The sequence below is a fragment of the Pelagibacterium sp. H642 genome, assembly GCF_031202855.1.
GTDB lineage: Bacteria > Pseudomonadota > Alphaproteobacteria > Rhizobiales > Devosiaceae > Pelagibacterium.
In genome coordinates, this window is sequence record NZ_CP101829.1 from 3007088 (window position 1) to 3027184 (window position 20097).

General features: G+C 63.1%; 22 protein-coding genes and 1 tRNA gene. 6 read left to right on the forward strand and 17 right to left on the reverse strand.

Annotated elements, in window-relative coordinates; all coding sequences use genetic code 11:
- Positions 1-31: 31 nt before the first annotated feature.
- The 3 genes from purB to NO934_RS14785 all read right to left on the reverse strand — a co-directional run bounded on the left by purB (position 32) and on the right by NO934_RS14785 (position 2971).
- Positions 32-1336 (reverse strand): adenylosuccinate lyase, encoded by a 1305-nt coding sequence (gene purB / locus NO934_RS14775; protein WP_309160732.1) that lies wholly within the window; start codon positions 1334-1336, stop codon positions 32-34.
- Between the two features lie 30 nt (positions 1337-1366).
- Entirely contained in the window at positions 1367-2041 is a 675-nt protein-coding gene (rpe, locus tag NO934_RS14780; RefSeq protein ID WP_309160733.1) for a ribulose-phosphate 3-epimerase, read from the reverse strand.
- A gap of 81 nt (positions 2042-2122) precedes the next feature.
- Complete coding sequence (locus tag NO934_RS14785) at positions 2123-2971, reverse strand: DMT family transporter (protein ID WP_309160734.1); 849 nt, start codon at positions 2969-2971, stop codon at positions 2123-2125.
- A gap of 149 nt (positions 2972-3120) precedes the next feature.
- Here NO934_RS14785 and NO934_RS14790 point away from each other — a divergent pair, with 149 nt between their 5' ends.
- On the forward strand, positions 3121-3858 hold the full coding sequence (locus tag NO934_RS14790; RefSeq protein WP_309160735.1) for a cytochrome c biogenesis protein CcdA: 738 nt from the start codon (positions 3121-3123) through the stop codon (positions 3856-3858).
- Positions 3859-3866: 8 nt separating this feature from the next.
- Here the strand turns inward: NO934_RS14790 and radC are convergent, their stop codons facing one another.
- The 3 genes from radC to sfsA are packed head-to-tail and all read right to left on the reverse strand — an operon-like array spanning position 3867 to position 6156.
- On the reverse strand, positions 3867-4559 hold the full coding sequence (radC, locus tag NO934_RS14795; RefSeq protein ID WP_309160736.1) for a DNA repair protein RadC: 693 nt from the start codon (positions 4557-4559) through the stop codon (positions 3867-3869).
- Between the two features lie 23 nt (positions 4560-4582).
- Positions 4583-5419: a type I methionyl aminopeptidase gene (map, locus tag NO934_RS14800; RefSeq protein WP_309160737.1), complete on the reverse strand. Its 837-nt coding sequence runs from the start codon at positions 5417-5419 to the stop codon at positions 4583-4585.
- Between the two features lie 35 nt (positions 5420-5454).
- Complete coding sequence (gene sfsA / locus NO934_RS14805; RefSeq protein WP_309160738.1) at positions 5455-6156, reverse strand: DNA/RNA nuclease SfsA; 702 nt, start codon at positions 6154-6156, stop codon at positions 5455-5457.
- 72 nt (positions 6157-6228) lie between these two features.
- Here sfsA and NO934_RS14810 point away from each other — a divergent pair, with 72 nt between their 5' ends.
- The 3 genes from NO934_RS14810 (at position 6229) to NO934_RS14820 (ending at position 7857) form a co-directional block, all read left to right on the forward strand.
- Positions 6229-7002: a molybdopterin-binding protein gene (locus tag NO934_RS14810; protein ID WP_309160739.1), complete on the forward strand. Its 774-nt coding sequence runs from the start codon at positions 6229-6231 to the stop codon at positions 7000-7002.
- Positions 6999-7493 (forward strand): xanthine phosphoribosyltransferase, encoded by a 495-nt coding sequence (gene gpt, locus NO934_RS14815; protein WP_309160740.1) that lies wholly within the window; start codon positions 6999-7001, stop codon positions 7491-7493. Before NO934_RS14810 ends, gpt begins: the two co-directional genes overlap by 4 nt.
- Before the next feature lie 79 nt (positions 7494-7572).
- Complete coding sequence (locus NO934_RS14820; RefSeq protein ID WP_309160741.1) at positions 7573-7857, forward strand: hypothetical protein; 285 nt, start codon at positions 7573-7575, stop codon at positions 7855-7857.
- A gap of 7 nt (positions 7858-7864) precedes the next feature.
- Here the strand turns inward: NO934_RS14820 and NO934_RS14825 are convergent, their stop codons facing one another.
- Positions 7865-8302 carry a hypothetical protein gene (locus NO934_RS14825; protein WP_309160742.1) on the reverse strand — a complete coding sequence of 146 codons (438 nt, stop codon included), beginning with the start codon at positions 8300-8302 and terminating at the stop codon, positions 7865-7867.
- Positions 8303-8410: 108 nt separating this feature from the next.
- A complete protein-coding gene (locus tag NO934_RS14830) occupies positions 8411-8827 on the reverse strand; it encodes a cytochrome c (protein ID WP_309160743.1) in 417 nt (138 codons plus the stop codon).
- Between the two features lie 201 nt (positions 8828-9028).
- On the opposite strand from NO934_RS14830, the gene NO934_RS14835 reads away from it, so the two are divergent.
- Positions 9029-10783 (forward strand): PQQ-binding-like beta-propeller repeat protein, encoded by a 1755-nt coding sequence (locus tag NO934_RS14835; protein WP_309160744.1) that lies wholly within the window; start codon positions 9029-9031, stop codon positions 10781-10783.
- A 54-nt stretch (positions 10784-10837) separates the two neighbouring features.
- Entirely contained in the window at positions 10838-11632 is a 795-nt protein-coding gene (locus tag NO934_RS14840; RefSeq protein ID WP_309160745.1) for a transporter substrate-binding domain-containing protein, read from the forward strand.
- 9 nt (positions 11633-11641) lie between these two features.
- Here NO934_RS14840 and NO934_RS14845 read toward each other — a convergent pair.
- The 9 genes from NO934_RS14845 to NO934_RS14885 form a co-directional block, all read right to left on the reverse strand.
- Positions 11642-11728, reverse strand: a tRNA-Leu gene (locus tag NO934_RS14845).
- A 58-nt stretch (positions 11729-11786) separates the two neighbouring features.
- Positions 11787-12194: a hypothetical protein gene (locus NO934_RS14850; RefSeq protein WP_309160746.1), complete on the reverse strand. Its 408-nt coding sequence runs from the start codon at positions 12192-12194 to the stop codon at positions 11787-11789.
- Between the two features lie 172 nt (positions 12195-12366).
- Positions 12367-12672, reverse strand: coding sequence for a hypothetical protein (locus tag NO934_RS14855; RefSeq protein WP_309160747.1), 306 nt, complete (start codon positions 12670-12672; stop codon positions 12367-12369).
- Positions 12673-12983: 311 nt separating this feature from the next.
- Positions 12984-13292 carry a hypothetical protein gene (locus NO934_RS14860; protein WP_309160748.1) on the reverse strand — a complete coding sequence of 103 codons (309 nt, stop codon included), beginning with the start codon at positions 13290-13292 and terminating at the stop codon, positions 12984-12986.
- A 190-nt stretch (positions 13293-13482) separates the two neighbouring features.
- On the reverse strand, positions 13483-14988 hold the full coding sequence (locus NO934_RS14865; protein WP_309160749.1) for a tripartite tricarboxylate transporter permease: 1506 nt from the start codon (positions 14986-14988) through the stop codon (positions 13483-13485).
- Positions 14989-14998: 10 nt separating this feature from the next.
- Positions 14999-15460 carry a tripartite tricarboxylate transporter TctB family protein gene (locus NO934_RS14870; RefSeq protein ID WP_309160750.1) on the reverse strand — a complete coding sequence of 154 codons (462 nt, stop codon included), beginning with the start codon at positions 15458-15460 and terminating at the stop codon, positions 14999-15001.
- A 134-nt stretch (positions 15461-15594) separates the two neighbouring features.
- Positions 15595-16575 carry a tripartite tricarboxylate transporter substrate-binding protein gene (locus NO934_RS14875; protein WP_375143259.1) on the reverse strand — a complete coding sequence of 327 codons (981 nt, stop codon included), beginning with the start codon at positions 16573-16575 and terminating at the stop codon, positions 15595-15597.
- A gap of 216 nt (positions 16576-16791) precedes the next feature.
- A complete protein-coding gene (locus NO934_RS14880; protein ID WP_309160751.1) occupies positions 16792-18159 on the reverse strand; it encodes a sigma-54 dependent transcriptional regulator in 1368 nt (455 codons plus the stop codon).
- The gene (locus tag NO934_RS14885) at positions 18156-20027 is read right to left on the reverse strand and encodes a sensor histidine kinase (RefSeq protein WP_309160752.1); all 1872 of its coding nucleotides are present in this window, start codon (positions 20025-20027) and stop codon (positions 18156-18158) included. The genes NO934_RS14880 and NO934_RS14885 overlap by 4 nt, the downstream gene beginning before the upstream one ends.
- Positions 20028-20097 lie beyond the last annotated feature (70 nt).

Below are 20097 nucleotides of genomic sequence, written 5' to 3' on the forward strand. Positions count from 1 at the left end.
CTTGCGGAGATCGCCAGCCTCGCGGTTTCATCTACTTGCCGAACACCCGCCGGAAAATCGTGTCGACGTGCTTCAAATGATAGGCATCGTCGAAGCTGGCGTCGATCTGGGCGTCGGTCAGTTTTGCGGAGACTTCCGGGTCGGCCTTCAAAAAGTCCGGGAAGGCGCCTTCGCCGCGCCACACCTTCATGGCGTTGCGCTGGACGGCCGAATAGCTTTCCTCGCGGCTCATACCGGCCTGGGTGAGCGCCAAAAGGAAGCGCTGGGAATTGTGGAGGCCGCCGAGCTTGTCCATGTTGGCCTTCATGTTCTCGGGGTAGACCACGAGGTTTTCGATCACATTGGTCAAGCGGGCCAGCGCAAAATCCAGCGTCACGGTGGCGTCAGGGCCGATCATGCGCTCGACCGAGGAGTGCGAGATGTCGCGCTCGTGCCAGAGGGCGACGTTTTCGAGCGCGGGGGTCACCATGCCGCGCACAAGGCGGGCGAGGCCGGTGAGGTTTTCGGTGAGCACCGGGTTGCGCTTGTGCGGCATGGCCGATGAGCCCTTCTGGCCCTTGGAGAAATATTCCTCGGCCTCGAGCACTTCGGTGCGCTGCAGGTGACGGATTTCGACGGCGAGGCGTTCGATCGAGGACGCGATGACGCCCAGGGTCGCGAAATACATGGCGTGACGGTCGCGCGGGATCACCTGGGTCGAGACAGGCTCGACGGCAAGGCCCATCTGCTCGGCGACATATTCCTCAACCGAGGGGTCGATATTGGCGAAGCTGCCCACGGCGCCGGAGATGGCGCAGGTGGCGATTTCTGCCCGCGCATTGACCAGCCTCTCGCGGCAACGGGAGAATTCGGCATAGGCCTGGGCGAGCTTGACCCCGAAGGTGGTGGGTTCCGCATGGATGCCGTGGCTGCGGCCGATGGTGATCGTGTCCTTGTGCTCATAAGCGCGCTTCTTGAGCGCCGCAAGCAGGGCATCTAGGTCGGCAAGCAGCAGGTCCGCGGCACGCGAGAGCTGGACCGAGAGCGTAGTGTCGAGCACGTCGGACGAGGTCATGCCCTGATGCACGAACCGCGCTTCGGGGCCGACGATCTCGGCGAGGTGGGTCAAGAACGCGATGACATCGTGTTTGACCTCGCGCTCGATCTCGTCGATGCGATCGACGTCGAACTTGGCATCCTTGCCCTTGGCCCAAACCACTTCGGCAGCTTCGGCCGGAATAACGCCGAGCCTGGCCTGAGCGGTCGCCGCATGTGCCTCGATCTCGAACCAGATTTTGTACTTGGTTTCGGGAGACCAGATATCGACCATCTGGGGGCGGGAATAACGCGGGATCATGGGCTTAGGTCCGTTGGTTCAGAAATTGATTCAGGTCGTTGCAGCAGCGGCGTCGCGAATGGCTTCGATGCGCGCGGCGTAGGTGGCCGGATCGTTGCCTTTATAGATAGCCGAACCGGCAACCAGGGCCGTTGCGCCGGCAGCGGCCAGCTTGCCGGCATTGGTGGGATCGACGCCGCCATCCACCTCGATCTCGATGGGGCGATCGCCGATCAGCGTGTTGGCGTCGCGCACCTTGCTGATTGCCTCGTGGATGAAAGCCTGCCCGCCGAAGCCGGGATTGACGCTCATGATCAATATAAGGTCGAGCTTATCAAGGACGTGCTGAATGGTCGAAACCGGTGTTGCCGGATTGAGCGCGACGCCGGCCTTCTTGCCCAAAGCCTTGATGGCCTGGAGCGAGCGGTCGAGATGCGGGCCGGCTTCGGCGTGAATGGTGATGATATCGGCGCCAGCCTTGGCAAAGGCTTCGAGATAGGGATCGGCCGGGGCGATCATCAGGTGCACGTCGAGGATCTTCTTTGTTACCGGGCGGATGGCCTCGACGATCAGCGGGCCGATGGTGATGTTGGGGACGAAATGGCCGTCCATGACATCCACATGCACCCAGTCGCAGCCAGCTTCGTCGATGGCGCGGACTTCCTCGCCCAAGCGGGCGAAATCGGCTGAAAGGATCGAGGGGGCGATCTTGATGGGATGGACCATGATGAGTTCCGCGCTGCCGGTGGGTTGGGCGCTTCTTAGTATGCGCGGGCGAGGAATCCCAGTCCCCAAAGGTCTAAATCCTCAGCGTTTGCGGCGCTCAGCGGCGAAAAGGGCCAGAGCGACGCCGCCGAGGATGCCCGCAGAGGCAAGGGCAAGGCGCAGAGTGATCGGTTCGGCGAGCAGCAGCACCCCGCCCAGCGCAGCGATTGCCGGCACCGTGAGCTGCACGGTGGAGGCGGTGATGCGGAAGAGGCGGGGCAGGGCGAGATACCAGACAGCATAGCCGAGGCCCGAGGCAATGGCGCCTGAAAGCACGGCGTAAAGAATGCCTGGGGCCGAGGGCGTTGCCGCTGCCAATCCGAGTGCGAGAAGAAGAAGAGCGAGGGGCAGGCAGCGGATGAAATTGCCGGCGGTGTCGATAAGGGGCGATTTCGAGCCGCGTCCAATGAGGGAATAGGCGGCCCAGGCGGCGCCCGCTATCGCCATGAGTAAGGCGCCCAAGGGAATGGGCGCCGTGAGGCCGGGGAAAACCAGATAAGCGAGCGCGGCGATGGCCAGTCCGATGCCGAGCCATTCGAGGGCGCCGGGCCGGTCTCCCTTGGCTATCGCCCAACCGAGCATGGACATCTGGACGCTGGCAAAAAGGATCAAAGCGCCCATGCCCGCGCCTACCATGAGGTAGGCAACGGAAAAGGCGATGGCATAGGAAAATAGGGCGGCGGCTCCCGCCCAACTGCCGCCCAAGGGGCGGAGGCTGCCGTTGCGCCTGCTGAACTGGACCATAGCGAAGAGAAGAAGCGCGCCGGAGGCGAGGCGGATGCCGGTGTAGCTCAGCGCATCGATGGAGCCGGAGGAGAGGGCAAGGCGCGCGAGCACGGAATTGGCTGCGAACGCAACCATGGCAATGGCCGTGAGCAAGACGATGTGCATGCGATTCTCCCTCGTGGCCAGATTACAGGGCGGGAGAGGGATGGGCTATCGGTGCGTATGGCTTCACTTAGCCGCGATGCGACCGGGCTACGCATTGCGGATTCCGCTCAAGCCGATAGAAGTGCGGCCAGCTTTACGCGGGAGCAGCTATGTTCGGATTCGAATTGCCGGTGGTGTTCGGGGCGGGGATACTGAGTTTCCTCAGCCCCTGCGTGCTGCCTCTGGTGCCGGCCTATCTTACCTATATGTCTGGCGCGACCTTCGAGCGGCTGCGTGAGGAAGGGGTGGCCGGCGGCAAGCTTTATGGGCGGACGGCGATCACCGCGCTCGCCTTCGTGCTTGGTTTTTCCTTGGTCTTTATCGCATTCGGCGCCACAGCGACATTCTTCGGGCAAGCGCTGCGCCGCGCGCTGCCGGTGCTGATGCCCCTGGCGGGCATCGTCATCATCGTCATGGGGCTGCATTTTCTCGGAATCTTCCGGATTTCCTGGCTATATCGCCAGTTCCGGATGGAGGGCCCGAAGATGGCCAGCGGACCGCTCGGAGGCTTCCTGCTCGGGCTGGCGTTCGCCATCGGCTGGACGCCGTGCATCGGCCCCGTGCTGGCGGCGATCCTGACCGTGGCGGCCAACCAGCAGACAGCCTGGGAAGGGGCGGGGCTGCTGGCGGTCTATTCGGCGGGATTGGGCGTGCCGTTCATTCTGGCGGCGCTGGCGCTGGGGCCGTTCCTATCGTTTTTCGATGGCTTCAAGAAGCACCTCGAGACCGTCGAAAAGGTCATGGGGGCGCTGCTCGTCGTTGTGGGCATCCTGTTTCTCACCGGCAATTTCACGCGGCTGGCCTTCTGGATGCAGGCCAATTTCGAGGTGCTGAACCAGTTCGGGTGAGGCGGCTATTAAAACAATTTCATGCCGCGCAACGATGTGTGGGTGGATTTGCCCACGATGATGTGGTCATGCACCGTAATGCCGAGTGGGCGGGCGATATCGGCGATCTGGCGGGTCATCTGCACGTCGGCCGAGGACGGCGCGGGATCGCCCGAGGGGTGGTTGTGGACGAGGATCAGCGCGGTGGCGGAAAGCTCCAGGGTGCGTTTGATGACCTCGCGCGGATAGACCGGCGTGTGATCGACGGTTCCGGTCTGCTGCACCTCGTCGGCGATGAGCTTGTTCTTCTTGTCCAGGAACAGGATGCGGAACTGCTCCACCGTTTCATAGGACATCGAGGATTTGCAGTAATCGATCACCTCGGTCCATGAGCCCAGAACCGGGCGGTTGTGGATGGCGTCCTTGCCGATGCGCTGGGCGGCGGCCAGGATGACCTTGAGATCGGTGATCGCCGTGGGCCCAAGGCCGTCTATCTCCTCGAGCAGATGCGGCGGGGCGCCGATAGCTTCGGAGAAACTGCCGAAGCGGTCGAGCATCGCCTTGGCGATGGGCTTGGTGTCGCGGCGGGGCAGGAGGCGGAAGAGCAGCAACTCCAGCAGCTCATAGTCCTGCAAGGCTCCCGCGCCGCCCTTGGCGAAGCGCTCGCGCAGGCGGTCGCGATGCCCGTGATAATGCGGCCGGGCTTCCGCAAGTCCGTCCATTTCGGCCGCCCCCCGCTTCCGCGTCATCGATTCTGACGGGCCGCCAATGGGTTGAACAGACCGCGCGGGGAGAGCGTGAAGATCTCGTTGCCGGTTTCGGTGATGCCGATCGAGTGCTCGCACTGGGCCGAAAGCGTGCGGTCGCGGGTAACGGCGGTCCAGCCGTCGTTGAGGATCTTCACCTGCGGGCGGCCGAGATTGATCATCGGCTCGATGGTGAAGATCATGCCCGGCTTGAGTTCGACACCGGTGCCCGGATTGCCGAAATGCATGATGTTGGGTTCGTCATGGAACAGGCGGCCCAGGCCGTGGCCGACGAAATCGCGCACGACCGAAGCGCGCTCGCCTTCGGCGTAGCGCTGGATGGCCGCGCCGATATCGCCGGTGGTGTTGCCCGGCTGGGCGGCTTCGATGCCCAGCCGCAGGCTTTCATAGGTGATCTCGATCAGCCGCTCGGCCTTGCGGGAAATCTCGCCCACCGGATACATGCGGCTCGAATCCCCGTGCCAGCCATCGACGATCAGGGTGACGTCGATGTTGACGATGTCGCCCTCGCGCAGGGGGCGCTCGGACGGCATGCCGTGGCAGACGACATGGTTGATCGAGGTGCAGGTGGAGTAGCGATAGCCGCGATAGTTGAGCGTTGCCGGCATGGCGCCGTTGTCGCGGGCAAATTCGTAGATGAAGCGGTCGAGCCTGGCGGTGGGGACACCCGGTTCGACCATCGGCGTCAGAAGATCGAGCGCTTCGGCGGTGAGAGCGCCAGCCTTGCGCATGCCGGCAAAGCCGTCTTCCCCGTGCAGGGGAATGACGCCGGGCATGCGCTTTTTCTTGGCTGTCGCTTCGACATAGGTGGTCATGGGATTCTCCAAGAGCTGGAGGAAAGGTAATCGCCTCAGTGGCTGATGGGAAGGGGCTCGCCGAGCGTGATGTGCTCGTTGCTGATCACCGTTGCGTAGCAGAGCGCTTCGACACCGGCGGCGCGGGCGGAGGTGAAGGCGGCGGCATAGGTCTTGTCGATGTCGGCGGCGAGGCTGAACCGCGTGCAATCGCCGCGCTGGACGAGGTAGAGCATGACGGCGCGGTGGCCGGCCTGGACCATGCTGGCGAGGTCTGCGAGATGGCGGGCGCCGCGCAGGGTCACCGAATCGGGAAACTCGGCAAGGCCGGCGGCGCGGACGAGGTGGACGTTCTTGACCTCGAGATAGCAGTCGGGCAGGCCCTCGCCGGTCAACAGGAAGTCGACGCGGCTTTTTTCGGCGTATCGGACTTCGGGACGCACGCAATCATAGGCGGCGAGCTCGGGAATGGCGCGCGCGGCGAGCGCTTCGGCGACGATGCGGTTGGGGTGGGCGGTATTGATGCCCACGATGCCGGTCGGGAGTTCCACCAGTTCAAGGGAATAGGCGAGCTTGCGTTTGGGATCATCGGACTTTGAGAGCCATACGGGCAGGCCGGGCATGTTGAGCCCGGTCATGGCGCCGGGATTGGCGCAGTGAGCGGTGATCGCCTCTCCGGTTTCGAGGATCACGTCGGCAAGGAAACGCTTGTAGCGTTTCACCAGAGTTCCGCGCACCAGGGGACTGGAAAAGTGCATAAACTTACCGATTTGCTTGATTTTGCAGGGCGGGAAGGGCATCCATGGCGCTTCATCTAGAGCATCGTGTCCATGAATGAAACCGTAGTGACTGCCGGCCTCGTGGTCGTTGGCGATGAAATTCTTTCCGGTCGCACCCGCGACGTCAATATCGCGACCACTGCCCAGTTCTGCACCGATCTGGGGATCGAACTGCGCGAGGTGCGCGTGGTTGCCGACGAGATCGACGCCATTGTCGAGGCGGTGAACGCGGTACGCGAGCGCTATACCTATGTGTTCACCACCGGCGGCATCGGGCCGACCCATGACGACATCACCGCCGATGCCATCGCCAAGGCGTTCGGGGTGGACCTGCCGATCAACGAACAGGCGCGGGCCATGCTCGAAGCGCGGTGGGCCGAAATGGGTACCGAGCCGACACCGGCCCGGCTGCGCATGGCGCGCGTTCCGGTGGGTGGCGAGTTGATCGTCAACGGGGTCACCGCGGCGCCCGGCTTCAGGATCGGCAATGTGCATGTGATGGCTGGCGTGCCCAAGATCATGCAGGCCATGCTCGAAGCCATCGCTCCCACGCTCAAGGGCGGCCGCAAGGTCGAGAGCCGCTCGGTGCCGGCCGGAGTGGGCGAGGGGGCGATCGGTGATCCGCTCGCCGAAATCCAGTCGCGTTACCCCGACGTCAAGATCGGCTCCTATCCGCAGATGGGCCATGCGTCGGTCATGACCTTTCTGGTGATGCGCAGCCATGACGTGGAGCGCCTCGAAGCTGCGACTGCCGAGGTGCAGGCGCTTGTGGATCGGCTGCACGCCCAAAAGAACATCGTTTTGCCCAAGGAACCCTACGCATGACCCCCCAGAACAAATCCTTCCCCGTTTCCTGGGACCAGTTCCACCGCGATTCGCGGGCGCTGGCCTGGCGGCTCACCAGCGAGGGGCCGTTTCACGCCATCGTCGCGATCACGCGCGGCGGGCTGGTGCCGGCGGCGATCATCGCGCGCGAACTCAACATTCGTGTGATCGAGAGTGTTTCGGTCAAATCCTACGATCATCAGAACCAGGGAAAGATCAACATCCTCAAATCGATCAACTCCGATCTTCTGGCCGCCGACGCGGCGGGCGAGAAGCTGCTGATCATCGACGATCTCGTCGATACCGGCGCGACGGCCCGTGTGGTGCGCGACATGCTGCCCAACGCCCATTTCGCCACGGTCTATGCCAAGCCGCAGGGACGCGAGATGGTGGACACCTTCATCACCGAAGTGAGCCAGGACACCTGGATCTTCTTTCCCTGGGATCTGGACTTTACCTATGCCGCGCCGATTGCCGGTGGCACCGACTAGATTTGGGTGATGCTGGGCTGCAAGCGGCAGTTTGCTTTCGCCTCAGCCGGACCCAAATCTCCTGAGAGGGACAACCGACATGCTCATCAAGCTCGAAGTGCTCGAGAAGATCAAATCGGGCGAGATCACGCTGCAGTTCCGGCGCTGGCGGCGGCGGACCGTCAAGCCTGGCGGGACGCTCAAGACCAAGGTGGGCGTGCTGCAGATTGGCGACATCACACCCATTACCGCCGACGAGGTGACCGAAGCGGATGCCAAACGCGCCGGATTTAAGGACGTCCCGGACTTCCTCAAATGGCTCGACACCATGAAGCCGGGCGAACTCGACCGGATCGAGGTCAGCTACAAGGGCGAAAGCGCCTGATGGTCATTCAGGCCCGCAACGGCGGGAATGCCGCGTCGCGGCAAAGCCTTGAGTCGTAACCCTCGAGAACCGCAGGGCGCTCGTTGCCGCGCAGCATGACCACCACGTCATAAATCCCCGATGCAGCCCTTGGGGCGAACAAATCCTCCACCTTGCTCTGGATGGTGCCGGATTCGTCGGGGGTCCCCTTCGCCTTGATGCCGCGGATGCAGACATACCAGCGCTGCGGGGCGAATGGTGTTTCGCCGATCATGGTGCGCGGCTGCGAGACTTGCAAAGGACCGTCCGTTTCGCGGCCCTGTACCGCGTCGGCCGCTAACTCGAGGTGGTTTTCGGGCAGCGGCTCGGCGTCGAAATTGAACTGCAGCGATCCTGTGCTGTGATTGACGGTCGAGCAGGCCGACAAAAGGGAAGTCGCGGCTATGGCGGCGAGAATAGCTCTCATCGTGTCCCCCGGATCGTGCGTCCGGGGGAACCATAGGAAGCATCTCACGTGAGCACAACCTGCGTTGGCCTGCCAATATTGCATGGCAGCTTCCAGGCGGCGGCAATCTCAGCGCAGCGCGAGTTCCGAGAGAGCCTCCATATCCGACGGCAGGGGTGTATCGCCGGCTTCCAGCCCATTTTCGCTGAGGATGAAAGCCACGAGATTGGCGTAGGTTTCCGCGCTCAACCGGCCAGGCCGATCAGGGGGCATGGCCGCTGACGTGAAGCCGTAGAGCCCGGAGGCGGGAAGGTCGAACCATTTGTCCCGGAAATTGACGCCGATCAGAGGAGGTCCGCCGAATTCGCCGTCGTCCAGATTGGCGCCATGGCAGTCCTGGCAACTCCGGGTGTATTCGCGTTCACCGGCGGCGACCTGTTCTGCGGTGAAGCTGGCGATCTGGGCCGGCTCGTCCTGCGCCTGGGCCGAGAGCGGCAGCCAACTTGCCAAACACAGGCCAATGCCGAAAACGGCGTGTAATTTCATAGTTCTTACTCCCATTGAGCGCTGCTTCCTCAATTTCCCGTGCCGCGCGAATTTCATCCTGCTCGATAAAACAAGACGCGGCAAGTCCCCGCGACGTCCGTCCATTTTGCGGTGCTTTCATGGATTGACCGGCCAGAGAATTCGGGTGCAAGATTGAAATCCCGGTCCTGGAGGGTGCCGGTTTCTGGAGGAGAAATTGCTATGAAAACTGTGCTTTTGGCCTCATCAGCATTGATGATCGGCCTGATCCAGGCTGGGTATGGTCTTGCCCAGGAGGACAGTCCACTGTCGTCCATTTCCGATGTGACGGACGAAATGCTGCTCAATCCCAGCGACGGGGATTGGCTGCATTGGCGCCGCACCTACAATGGGTGGGGCTATAGTCCGCTCGACGAGATCAACCGCGACAATGTCGGCGACCTCACGGTCGCCTGGAGCTGGTCGCTGACCCCGGGAGCCACCGAAACCACGCCGATCGTTCATGATGGCGTGCTGTTCATCCACAACAACCTCGACAAGGTCCAGGCGCTGGATGGCGCGACGGGAGACCTGCTCTGGGAATATGTGCGGGACCTGCCCCAGGAAGTGATCGATGCGGGGACGGGCAATACCGCAACCAAGCGCAACATGGCGATCTATCAGGACAAGCTGATCGTCGCGACCACCGACACCCATATCATCGCGCTGGACCTCGCGACCGGACAGGTGGTCTGGGATGTGGCGGCCGCCGAATGGAGCGACGGGTTCCGCTATTCATCGGGACCGCTGATCGCTGACGGCGTGGTGGTTCAGGGGATGACCGGGTGCGGCAACGCGCAACCGGGCGGGTGCTTCATCACCGGCCACGATCCCGAGACCGGCGACGAGCTCTGGCGTTTCAACTCGATCGCCCAGGAGGGCGAGGAAGGCGACACCTGGAACGGACTGCCGATCGAAAGCCGCCACGGTGCCTCGGTATGGCTGGCGGCGACCTATGATCCGGAATCGAACACGATTTTTTCCGGTGTGGGCCAGCCCTATCCCTGGATTGCCGAGATGAGCGGGCTGCTGCCGCTCAGCGAGGAGGAGGGGATCACCAACGATGCCCTTTATTCAGATTCCACGCTGGCACTCGATCCGCAGACCGGCGAACTCAAATGGTACTTCCAGCACCTGCCGAACGATACATGGGACCTCGATTACATCTACGAGCGTATTCTTGTCGATCTACCGGTTGACGGGGAGATGCGCCAGCAGGTGGTGACCACCGGCAAGCTCGGCATCATCGAGGCGCTGGACCGCAATGACGGAAGCTGGCTATGGCACGTGGAAACCGTGCCGCAGAACGTCGTGGAATCGATCGATCCGGAGACGGGCGAAAAGACCATCAACGAAGAGTCCGTTCCCCATATCGGGGAGACCACGTTCAACTGCCCGGCTGATCCCGGCGGACGCGGCTGGCCGGCGACCGCATACAGCCCGCGCACCGAAACGCTCTATCTGCCGCTGGCCGAGTTCTGCTCCAACACCACCCCGCAGCCGCTCGATCCGGGCCAGGCCTATACGGGCGGCGGGCGCGCCACCTTCGCGCGTGTGCCGGTCGAGGGCAGCGACGGCAATATCGGACGGCTCGACGCGATCAACCTCAACGATCAATCGACCGAATGGAGCTATCGCCAGCGCGCGCCGATCACCAGTGCCGTGTTGCCGACAGCTGGCGGACTGGTGTTTGCCGGTGACTGGAACCGCTGGTTCTATGCCTTCGACGACGAAACCGGCGATGTGCTCTGGAAGATCCGCACCAACAATGCGGTCAACGCCTTCCCCATCAGCTATGAGGCCGATGGCAAGCAGTATGTCGCGGTGGCGGTCGGTAACGGGTCGAGCCAGGCTCGCGCTCTGGCAACCCTGACACCTGAATTGCTCAACCCTACGGCCGGTTCGGTGCTCTGGGTCTTCGCGCTACCGGAAGAATAATCGGCAACCGGGGCTGCGGCTGGTGCCGTAGCCCCGGTTCAACGGCAGAGTGTGATGGTGCATCGCCTGTTCTTTGCTGCCCTGCTCCTTGCCTTTGTTCCCTTGGCTGGCATTGGGCAGGACCGGCCGTTCCTCTACAATGAGGAAGAGTTCGGGCAACCCTCCGATGCCAACGAACTTCGCATCTGCATAGATCCGCGTGATCCGGCCTGGGAAATCGATCGGGCGATTGCAGAAGAGATCGCCTCTGTGTTGCTGCTTGAGCCGGTGATCCACATGATCGAGGACACGCGGGCCAGCGTGCCTCTCGACGACGTCTATTACTATCTGCGCGCCAATTGCCGCGTTTATTTCGGGTTCCGCCTCATCGCCGATCTCTATCCGACATGGGCAATGGCAACGCGCCCTTACTACGAGGCCCGATACGTTTTCGTCACCGACGACCCGGAATATTCGCGCCTGGCCGATCTGCCGGCAGGTGCTCCTATTGCGGCGACCCTGGCATCGAGCGCCGATTTTCGCTTCACCCAGTTCAATAACGCGCTGCCGGCGGCTCAACGCTGGAGACGGGTGCCGTTCGGCACCGACACGCAATCCCTCGATGCGCTCGAACAGGGTGTCGTGGAGGCAGCGCTGATCTGGGGACCGGCCCTTTTGGCCGAGCAGCGCCCTGGGCTTGCGATCATGTCACCCGAGCCGCTGGCTTTCGACCCCATGCCTGTGGGCGGATTGCTGCTTTCCACCGACACGTTCCTGCGCACCAGCATCGACGATGCCATTGCGGCCTTGAGCGCGGCGGGGACGCTGGAGCGATTGGTGCGGGAGTATCCTTATCTCTCGCCCCCTTGAGCCGGGGAATGGTGCGGACGACGGGACTCGAACCCGTAAGCCCATACGGGCGACAGATTTTAAGTCTGTAGTGTATACCAATTCCACCACGTCCGCATGCCGGCCGTTCATCTCATAAGTTTTTCGGCGTGGCAATCGGCAACGGCCGGCGCGACTACTCGCAGCGCGAGAAGATCGTCGCTTCGGTGCCCCGGTCGGGCCAGGTAATGGCAATGTCCTCGCCGGCCTGGGCGATGGAGATGGGCTCCTCGACCGTATCGCCCTCGGCGGTGCAGGAAAGCTGCGCGGTGATTCCGCCTTCCGGCGTCGGCTCGATCTCGCTCATGTCGCAGACATTCTCCCGGCCGTTGAACTCGGTCTCGGTGATTGTGATGGGAAAGCCCTCGGACTGGTCGGTGCACCAGGCCGGATCGGCAGCCCACTCGCCGACATAAAAGGGGGCAGGCTCGGGAGAAGCGGCGGCTGCGTCGGCGGAAGCTTGTGGCGTTTCGGAGCTATCCGAGCAGGCGGCCAGGATCGCCGCGAGTGCCAGGGCGAACAGGATGGTCTTGGGCTTGGTCATCTCGGAGCTCCTCTTTTGCCGATCGGTTTATAGAAAATCGACCGCTCCGCGCAAGCGGAACGGCCGATCGGGAGGAGGTCAAGATTGGAGCCGCCACGGCCCGTAAAGGTGCGGCGGCTCCCTTCCGGCTTATCGAAGCGCTTTGGGCTCGCGCTTCGGCAAGCCCGAAGCTTTATTGAATCGGGGCAGCTTCGGGGGCGGCCATGCCGTCGGTCGCCGGCGCAGCCGGGGCCGCGGGGGCTTCCGTGGCCGGGATCAAGGCAGCAAATTCTGCGTCGGACAGGGCGCCGCTGGCGTCCGTATCGAGCATCGCAAAGCTTTCAGCGGTGAGATCGGGAATTGCGGCCTGCAGCTCTTCCATGCTGATTTCGCCATTCGCATCGGCATCGAGCGAAGCGAAATCGAGGCCCTGGGCGAAAGCACCGCCGGTGGCCGAAAGTCCGATAAGGGCAGCAAGAGTGATAACGGTCTTGTTCATGGGTTTCTGTGCTCCATGTGATCTTGGCGCCGGCCGAAACCGGGCCTTTTCCGTCCGACCAACGGTGGTCCCGCCGGTCGCCGATCCCGCCTGATCGCGAAACCGTGAGGAGAGCGTGAGCGCGGCGGGTGGCGAGGTTGGGACCCGCAAGGGGCCGCCCGAAGGAGATTGTTTGAGGATTTTTAGGCCGCAACCAGCGAGTGTGGCAGCAATTCGATCACGGAAACGTGAGCAAGCGCCCGTCATACGGTTGATGAAGCAGGTAGCGCCCGGGAAATGCGGCGGAGCGATGGCGCGAGGCGCCAAATTCTTCAGGCGGCGAGGCCGGCCGGCTTTCCATCCGCTTCGGCGATGGAGAGGCTGCACATGGGCTGGGCGAGCATATCGCACAGCAGTATCATGCCGCGCGTCCAGCGTGCGAGGGCGACCGGATCGGAAGGGGGAACATCGCCCGAGCGGGCGTGATGGACGATCGTGGCCGCCTCGGCGACGGGCAGCGCCATGACGTTGCAGTAGAGCGCTAGTGCATCCCCGTGCGGCTTTGCCGCCGATTCCACCCGCTGATCGCGGAACGTCCAGACCAGCATCAGCGCCAACTCGTTTCGCGTCAGGGTCTTCACTGCCGTTTCTCCCCAAAGGACGACTTATGGACAGCGCCAAGCTATGCCTTGGGTTCTCCCAACCGGTAAACACAGCCCGTCTCGCGGTCCACTATCGGGCAGCACGGTAAACGGGTGGCTGAGGGAAACGATAAATAGAATGGAAAGGGTGCCCCATTGTAAAAGAGCCGCGGTGAACCGCGGCTCCTTGTCAGTCTTCTTCGACGAACACCTCTTGGCGCTTCCTGCGGATGGAAGGCAGGACCGCGACGAGAATGGCGGCGACGGCCAGGGCGAGCAGCGTTGCTGAGATCGGCCGTTCGATGAAGACCATCGGGTCGCCGCGCGAGATGATCATGGCGCGGCGCAAATGTTCTTCGAGCAACGGACCCAGCACGAAGCCCAACAGCAGCGGAGCGGGCTCGCAGCCGAAGCGGATGAGCAGGTAGCCAACGATCCCGAAAAAGGCGATGGCATAGACATCGAACAGGTTCTGATTGATCGAATAGCACCCTATGCAGGCAAACAGCACGATAGCCGGGAACAGGATGCGATAGGGGATGGTCAGCATCTTCACCCACAGCCCGATCAGCGGCAGGTTGAGTAGAACCAGCAGAATGTTCCCGATCCACATTGAGGCGATGATGCCCCAGAACAGTGCGGGCTGTTCGTTGATGACGTTGGGGCCGGGGGTGATCCCCTGCAGGATGAAGGCCCCCACCATCAGCGCCATCACCGGATGGGCCGGGATGCCGAGGGTCATAAGGGGAATGAACGAGGTTTGCGCCGCGGCGTTGTTAGCCGATTCCGGGCCGGCAACACCTTCGATGGCGCCCTTGCCGAATTCCTCGGGGTTTTTGGAAAGCCGCTTTTCGGCCGAGTAGGAGGCGAAGGCCGAAAGGATGTGCCCGCCACCGGGCAGAACCCCCAGCAGCGAACCCAGCACCGTTCCCCGCACGACCGGGGCGGCAATGCGCTTGAAATCGTCCTTGGTGAGCCAGAGGTTCTTGACCGTCTTGACCAGCACCTGGCGGGTCTGCTCGTTCTCCAGATTGCGCAGGATTTCGGCGACGCCGAACACGCCGACTGCGACCGAGACGAAATTGATGCCCTGGAACAGTTCGCGGAACCCGAAGGTGAAGCGCGGCGTGCCGGTATAGATGTCCTGTCCGACCATGCCGAGCAGCAGGCCGACGACGATCATGGCGAGCGCCTTGAGGATTGAGCCATGCGCCAGGGCGATCGAGACCAAAAGGCCCAATACGATCAGCGAGAAATACTCAGCCGGCCCGAAATTCAATGCGGCTCGGGCGAGAGGTGGCGCGAAATAGGCCAGCAGCAGCGTGGCGACGGTGCCGGCGAAGAACGAGCCGAGCGCAGCGGTGGCCAGCGCCGGGCCGGCGCGGCCCTGTCTGGCCATCTGATAGCCGTCGATGGCGGTTACCGCTGATGAGGATTCACCGGGCAGGTTGATGAGGATCGCTGTCGTCGAGCCGCCATACTGGGCGCCGTAGTAGATGCCGGCGAGCATGATGAGCGCCGAAGCCGGGCCGAGCGTAAAGGTGATCGGCAGCAGCATGGCGATGGTGGCGGTGGGGCCGATGCCGGGCAGCACGCCGACCAGCGTGCCCAGCAGCACACCGATGAAGCAATAAAGGATGTTGACCGGATCGAGAGCGACCGAGAAGCCGAGGGCGAGGGAAGAAATGAGATCCATGGTCGCGCTCCTAGAACTGCAGCCAGGGGCCGAACCAGGGCACGATGAGCCCGAGGCCAATAACGAAGATGAGAGTGCAGAGCACGGTCAAGGCGATTGCAATGATCGCGGCCGAGAGCCAGTTGTTGTCGCGGCTCGAAAGCGCCGTCGCAAAGGCCGCCAGGAACACGGTGGGCAGAAAGCCCAGGCCACGCAGGACTGCGGCGAAAAAGACGATCGAGCCCAGAATCAAAATGATGCCGCGCCAGGGGAAGGGTTGCGGCGCGTCCGCATCGGGGCCACGCAGGCCGACGACGGCGATGGCGAGGCCCAGAACAACGAGTACCGAACCGAGCAGCACGGGCATGAAGCCCGGTCCCATGCGCAGCGGCGTGCCGAGATCGTAATTCATCGCCTCAAGGGCGAAATAGGCGCCGATCGCCACGAACATCGCGGCCGCGCCTAAATCCTTGCGTGATGCTTGTAATGCCATTGGTATTCCTCCGGAGCGCCTGGATTGGACAGGCGACTTCCATGATCGGGCGGCCCGCGGGCCGGCCTGTCGCCCCGTACGGTAGTCCCCGGCCCGAGGGGCCGGGGACCAGCTTGAACGGGATCCGTAGATTGTTACTGCGCGGTGACGCCGGCGGCGGCGATCACTTCGCCCCAGAGCTCGATCTGGCTCGAAAGCGTCTCGGCCAGACCTTCAGGTGTCGCTTGACCTTCGGTCACCGGAGCGGTGCCCAGCTCGGCAAAGCGGGTGATGACGGTCTCGTCGGCCAGGGCAACCTGGAGCGCTTCGGTCAGACGCTCGATGATCGCCGCATCGGTTCCGGCGGGAGCATAGAGTCCGTGCCAGATACCGACCTCGAGATTGAGCCCGCCTTCGCTGGTGGTGGGGATATCGGGCAGATTGTCGAGGCGCTCCGGCGAAGTCACGGCGTAGGCCTTGATCTCGCCGGCCTGGATCTGGGTGGTGGTGTTGGTGGTCTGGTCGCACATCATGTCGATCTGACCGCCGAGCAGGTCGGTCATGGCTGGGCCGGTGCCCTGATAGGGCACTTCGGTCATCCGCACGCCCAGGGCATCCTGAAGCAGCAGGCCGCAAAGCTGGCTGGCCGCGCCGATGCCGGCATTGCCGTAAATGACGTTTTCGCCGTTTTCCTGAATGTAAGTGACGAGCTCTTCGAGCGTTTCAGGCTCGAAATCGGCGCGGGCCACAAGGGTCATGGGCACTTCGGTAATCAGACCGATCGGCTCGAAATCCTCAATGGGATCGAAGGGCAGATCGGCATAGAGCGCCGGGGCGGTCGACATGCCGATGTGATGCAAAAGCAGGGTGTAGCCATCAGGCGCGGCGGTCGCGGCCTGGCCGGCGCCCAGGGTGCCGCCGGCGCCGCCCACGTTCTGGACCAGGATCTGCTGGCCGAGTTCATCGCTCATCGCCTGCGCGACAAGGCGCGCCACCGTATCGGTCGGCCCGCCGGCCGAGAACGGCACGATGAAGGTGATGGGCTGGGTGGGGTAGTCCTGCGCAAAGGCAGAGCCGGCCATAAGGCCGAGCGCGGCGAAGGTCGCAAGCGCGGTGCGTGGAAGCAGTGACGTCATCGAAATTCCTCCCAGGAGTACGGACATCAATTCAGCATTTTTCCCGGCCGCTCCTCGAGGCCGGTGTGCTGTTGAAAAGGGGACCGGTTAATGGCGTCTGGCAACCGGGCAGGCAGGGGCAAGCCGAGTTTTTTAACGTGGGTGCAACAGCGATGGGTGGAAACGGTAACATTTGGGCGCTGTGGTGGGTGGAAATCCCCACATGGACCGCGTGAATTAGATGTCGCTGTCTTGCCCGCCGAAATATCGGGCGCGGTCGAGGCCGTATTTCTGCATTTTTTCGTAGAGCGATTTCCGCGAAAGCCCAAGTGATTCATATACCGGCTTGAGGCTGCCGCCATGGGCGATCAAAGCGTTCTCGATGATGCCGCGCTCGAACGCGGCGACCCGTTCCGCAAGCCTGGGGCTGGCGTCGGGTCCGTCATCGTCCTGCGGAGTGTCGAGGAAGGGCAGCCCCAAATCGAGGATGAACCGATCGGCGGCATTGCGCAGTTCACGGACGTTACCGGGCCATTGCTGCTCGCCCAGCGCCGACAGCACGCGCGGCGGGACGGAAACGGGATCGCGCCGGTAGCGCGAAGCGGCTTCAGACACCAGTTGCAGAAACAGAAGCGGTATGTCCTCCCGGCGCGCGTCCAGCGGGGGGATTTCGAGAGTGATGACGTTAAGTCTGTAGAGCAAATCGGCGCGGAAGCGTCCGGCAGCCACATCGGCCTCCAGCGGAGTGCGCGAAGTGGCAATGAAACGTACATCGAGCGGCAGCGGATCGTTCGAGCCCAGCCGCGTGATGGTGCGATCTTGGATGACGCGCAGGAGGCGCCCCTGAACGTCCATGGGCATCGAGCCGATGTCGTCGAGCAGGATCGTGCCGCCCTGGGCCAGCTCGAACTTGCCGAAGCGGGCGCGCATGGCGCCGGGGAAGGCGCCGACTTCGTGGCCGAACAGCTCGCTTTCGATGAGGTTGGCGGGCAGGGCCGCGCAGTTGATCGCGACGTAAGGCTTGGAGGCGCGCTGGGAGAGGTCGTGTAGCGCGCGGGCGGTGACCTCCTTGCCAGAGCCCGTGTCGCCGATGATCAGGACGTCGGTGTCGGTGGGGCCGATGGTGCGGATCTTGCGGCGCAGTTCCACCATCACGTTGGAGCGGCCCAGAAGGCGCTGTTCCAGATCGTCGCTCTGGCCGGCGGCGGCCCGGAGCACGCGGTTTTCGAGAACGAGCCGGCGATAGTCGAGCGCCCGTTGGGCCAGTTCAGCGAGTTGGCTGGTGACGAACGGCTTTTCGAGGAAATCATAGGCCCCCTCGCGCATGGCCCGGACGGCGAGCTGGACGTCGCCATGGCCGGTGATGAGGATCACCGGTATGTCGCGGTCGAGCTCGTGCAACCGGTTCATGAGCGTCAGCCCGTCCATCCCCGACATGCGGATGTCGGTGATGACAATGCCACGGAACCCGAAACCGGCCAGGTGAGTGGCGCGTTCGGCCGAAGCGAAATCGAGCACGTCGAAACCGGCCAGTTCGAGCGCTTGCGCGGTGGAGTGGCGCAACTCGTCTTCATCGTCGACGAGGATGATCTTTTCGGCGCTCATTGGGCGGCTTCCGTCATGAAGTCCCCGGGCATGGCGCGCAACTCAACCGTAAAGAGCGCCCCGCCATCGGGATGGTTCCCGACGCGAAGATCGCCGTCGAAATCCTTGATGATGTTGTAGGAAATCGAAAGCCCGAGCCCCAAACCCTTGCCGACGCCCTTGGTGGAGAAGAATGGATCGAAAATACGCTCGGCAAGGCCGGAAGGAATGCCGGGGCCGTGATCGCGGATGGTTATCGCGACCCGTTCGCCCTGGCGCCTGGCGGCGAGCGCGATCCGGCGATCGGTGCCCGTCTCGACGGCATCGATGGCGTTGGTGAGGATGTTGACGAGCACCTGTTGCAGCCGCACCGGTCCGGCCACGACCTCCAGCGGCTCGCCGGGCAGATCGACGGTCAAGTCCACGTCTGCCGCCTTGATGCGCCAATTGAGGATTTCCAGCGTATCGCTCACCACCTGCTCGAGCGGTACCGGGGCGAGCTTTTCGTTGGGCTTGCGTGCGAAGTTCCGCAGATGACGGGAAATGGCGCTCATACGATCCATAAGGCCGGAGATGCGGTTGACGTTGACCCGTGCATCCTCGATCCGGCCACGTTCGATCAGCACCAAGGCGTTATCGGCATAGTTCTTGGCGGCGGCGAGGGGCTGGTTGAACTCGTGGCTGAGGGCGGCCGACATTTGCCCGAGCGCCGCGAGCTTGCCGGCCTGGACGAGATCGGATTGGGTCTTGCGCAGCATCTGCTCGGTGGCGCGGCGCTCGGCGACCTCCTCTTCGAGCTTGAGGTTGACGCTGGCCAGTTCGGCGGTGCGCTCGGCCACGCGGCGCTCGAGCAATTCCTTGGTTTCGCGCTGGAGGTGCAGGCGCTCGCGCAATCGGGCGCGGCGCTGGATATAGATGGCGGCGGCCAGCGTTCCGAGCGCAATGGCCAGAACCGCGATGATGGTTGTAGTCGCCGCCTGGGCGCGGGCCGAGGCGGTATCGAGCAGCACGCTCACCCTCCAGTCGGCCTCTGGCATGGCCTCGGAAACCACGAGATATTCGCCCGCGGTCTCCGGTTCCTCGATGCGCATCAGGCGGTGCTGGTCGTCGTTGGCCTCGGTGTAGGGCAGTTCCCGCAACTCGGTTTCGGCGTAGCGGCGGGTTTCGGCGGTGCGGGCAATGCGCTCGGGGGTTAGCGGCAGCAGGGAATTATAGAGCCAGCCGGGATGGCTGCTCATGAAAATGATGCCTTCGGGGTCGGTGACGACGATCTCGAAATCGCCTCCGCGCCAAGTCTCTTCGATTGAATCCACATCGGCCTTGACCGCCACGACGCCACGCGGTTCGCCATCGATCACCACCGGCGCGCCGAAATAATAGCCGCGCTTGAACGATGTGGTGCCCAGCGCGAAGAACCGGCCCTCGCCGCCATCGATGGCATCGTAGAAATAGGGGCGATAGCGGAAGTTTTCGCCCACGAACGGCACGGGGGTGTCGAAATTGGAGGCGGCGATGGTCGTGCCGTCATCGGCCATCAGATAGATGTCTGAGGATTCGAACTGGCTGTTGATCTCCTTGAGGTAGAGATTGACCTCATCGATCAGCTCCGGATTGCCCGGATCGGCGATAAGCGCTTCGATCTCCTCGAAATTGGCGATGACTTCGGGCAGGTTCTCATAGCGCGCCGTCTGTCCGCGCAGCACGGCAAGCGCCAGACGCAGCGTGTTGGTGCCGCGCGCGTTGGCCTCGTCGAGATAGAAGCGATGCGCGTATCCGCTGCCCCATATGGCCACGGTCGCCATGGCCAGCACGGCAAAGCCCGCAGCGGCAAGCCAGCGACGTTTGTAGGGCTGTTGCCAGGGAGCGCTGATGGCTTGGGCGAGGGTCATGGGACCATATTAATTGCCGTCCAGACTTTGCGAAACCATTTCTTGATGTATGGGTTGACCCCCGACCGCA

What these genes read in the sequence shown, in the direction of transcription:
- purB (WP_309160732.1), bottom strand. Translation starts at nt 1,336, where the DNA reads ATGATCCCGCGTTATTCCCGCCCCCAGATGGTCGATATCTGGTCTCCC.
- rpe (WP_309160733.1), bottom strand. Translation starts at nt 2,041, where the DNA reads ATGGTCCATCCCATCAAGATCGCCCCCTCGATCCTTTCAGCCGATTTC.
- NO934_RS14785 (WP_309160734.1), bottom strand. Translation starts at nt 2,971, where the DNA reads ATGCACATCGTCTTGCTCACGGCCATTGCCATGGTTGCGTTCGCAGCC.
- NO934_RS14790 (WP_309160735.1), top strand. Translation starts at nt 3,121, where the DNA reads ATGTTCGGATTCGAATTGCCGGTGGTGTTCGGGGCGGGGATACTGAGT.
- radC (WP_309160736.1), bottom strand. Translation starts at nt 4,559, where the DNA reads ATGGACGGACTTGCGGAAGCCCGGCCGCATTATCACGGGCATCGCGAC.
- map (WP_309160737.1), bottom strand. Translation starts at nt 5,419, where the DNA reads ATGACCACCTATGTCGAAGCGACAGCCAAGAAAAAGCGCATGCCCGGC.
- sfsA (WP_309160738.1), bottom strand. Translation starts at nt 6,156, where the DNA reads ATGCACTTTTCCAGTCCCCTGGTGCGCGGAACTCTGGTGAAACGCTAC.
- NO934_RS14810 (WP_309160739.1), top strand. Translation starts at nt 6,229, where the DNA reads ATGAATGAAACCGTAGTGACTGCCGGCCTCGTGGTCGTTGGCGATGAA.
- gpt (WP_309160740.1), top strand. Translation starts at nt 6,999, where the DNA reads ATGACCCCCCAGAACAAATCCTTCCCCGTTTCCTGGGACCAGTTCCAC.
- NO934_RS14820 (WP_309160741.1), top strand. Translation starts at nt 7,573, where the DNA reads ATGCTCATCAAGCTCGAAGTGCTCGAGAAGATCAAATCGGGCGAGATC.
- NO934_RS14825 (WP_309160742.1), bottom strand. Translation starts at nt 8,302, where the DNA reads ATGAGAGCTATTCTCGCCGCCATAGCCGCGACTTCCCTTTTGTCGGCC.
- NO934_RS14830 (WP_309160743.1), bottom strand. Translation starts at nt 8,827, where the DNA reads ATGAAATTACACGCCGTTTTCGGCATTGGCCTGTGTTTGGCAAGTTGG.
- NO934_RS14835 (WP_309160744.1), top strand. Translation starts at nt 9,029, where the DNA reads ATGAAAACTGTGCTTTTGGCCTCATCAGCATTGATGATCGGCCTGATC.
- NO934_RS14840 (WP_309160745.1), top strand. Translation starts at nt 10,838, where the DNA reads ATGGTGCATCGCCTGTTCTTTGCTGCCCTGCTCCTTGCCTTTGTTCCC.
- NO934_RS14850 (WP_309160746.1), bottom strand. Translation starts at nt 12,194, where the DNA reads ATGACCAAGCCCAAGACCATCCTGTTCGCCCTGGCACTCGCGGCGATC.
- NO934_RS14855 (WP_309160747.1), bottom strand. Translation starts at nt 12,672, where the DNA reads ATGAACAAGACCGTTATCACTCTTGCTGCCCTTATCGGACTTTCGGCC.
- NO934_RS14865 (WP_309160749.1), bottom strand. Translation starts at nt 14,988, where the DNA reads ATGGATCTCATTTCTTCCCTCGCCCTCGGCTTCTCGGTCGCTCTCGAT.
- NO934_RS14870 (WP_309160750.1), bottom strand. Translation starts at nt 15,460, where the DNA reads ATGGCATTACAAGCATCACGCAAGGATTTAGGCGCGGCCGCGATGTTC.
- NO934_RS14875 (WP_375143259.1), bottom strand. Translation starts at nt 16,575, where the DNA reads ATGACGTCACTGCTTCCACGCACCGCGCTTGCGACCTTCGCCGCGCTC.
- NO934_RS14880 (WP_309160751.1), bottom strand. Translation starts at nt 18,159, where the DNA reads ATGAGCGCCGAAAAGATCATCCTCGTCGACGATGAAGACGAGTTGCGC.
- NO934_RS14885 (WP_309160752.1), bottom strand. Translation starts at nt 20,027, where the DNA reads ATGACCCTCGCCCAAGCCATCAGCGCTCCCTGGCAACAGCCCTACAAA.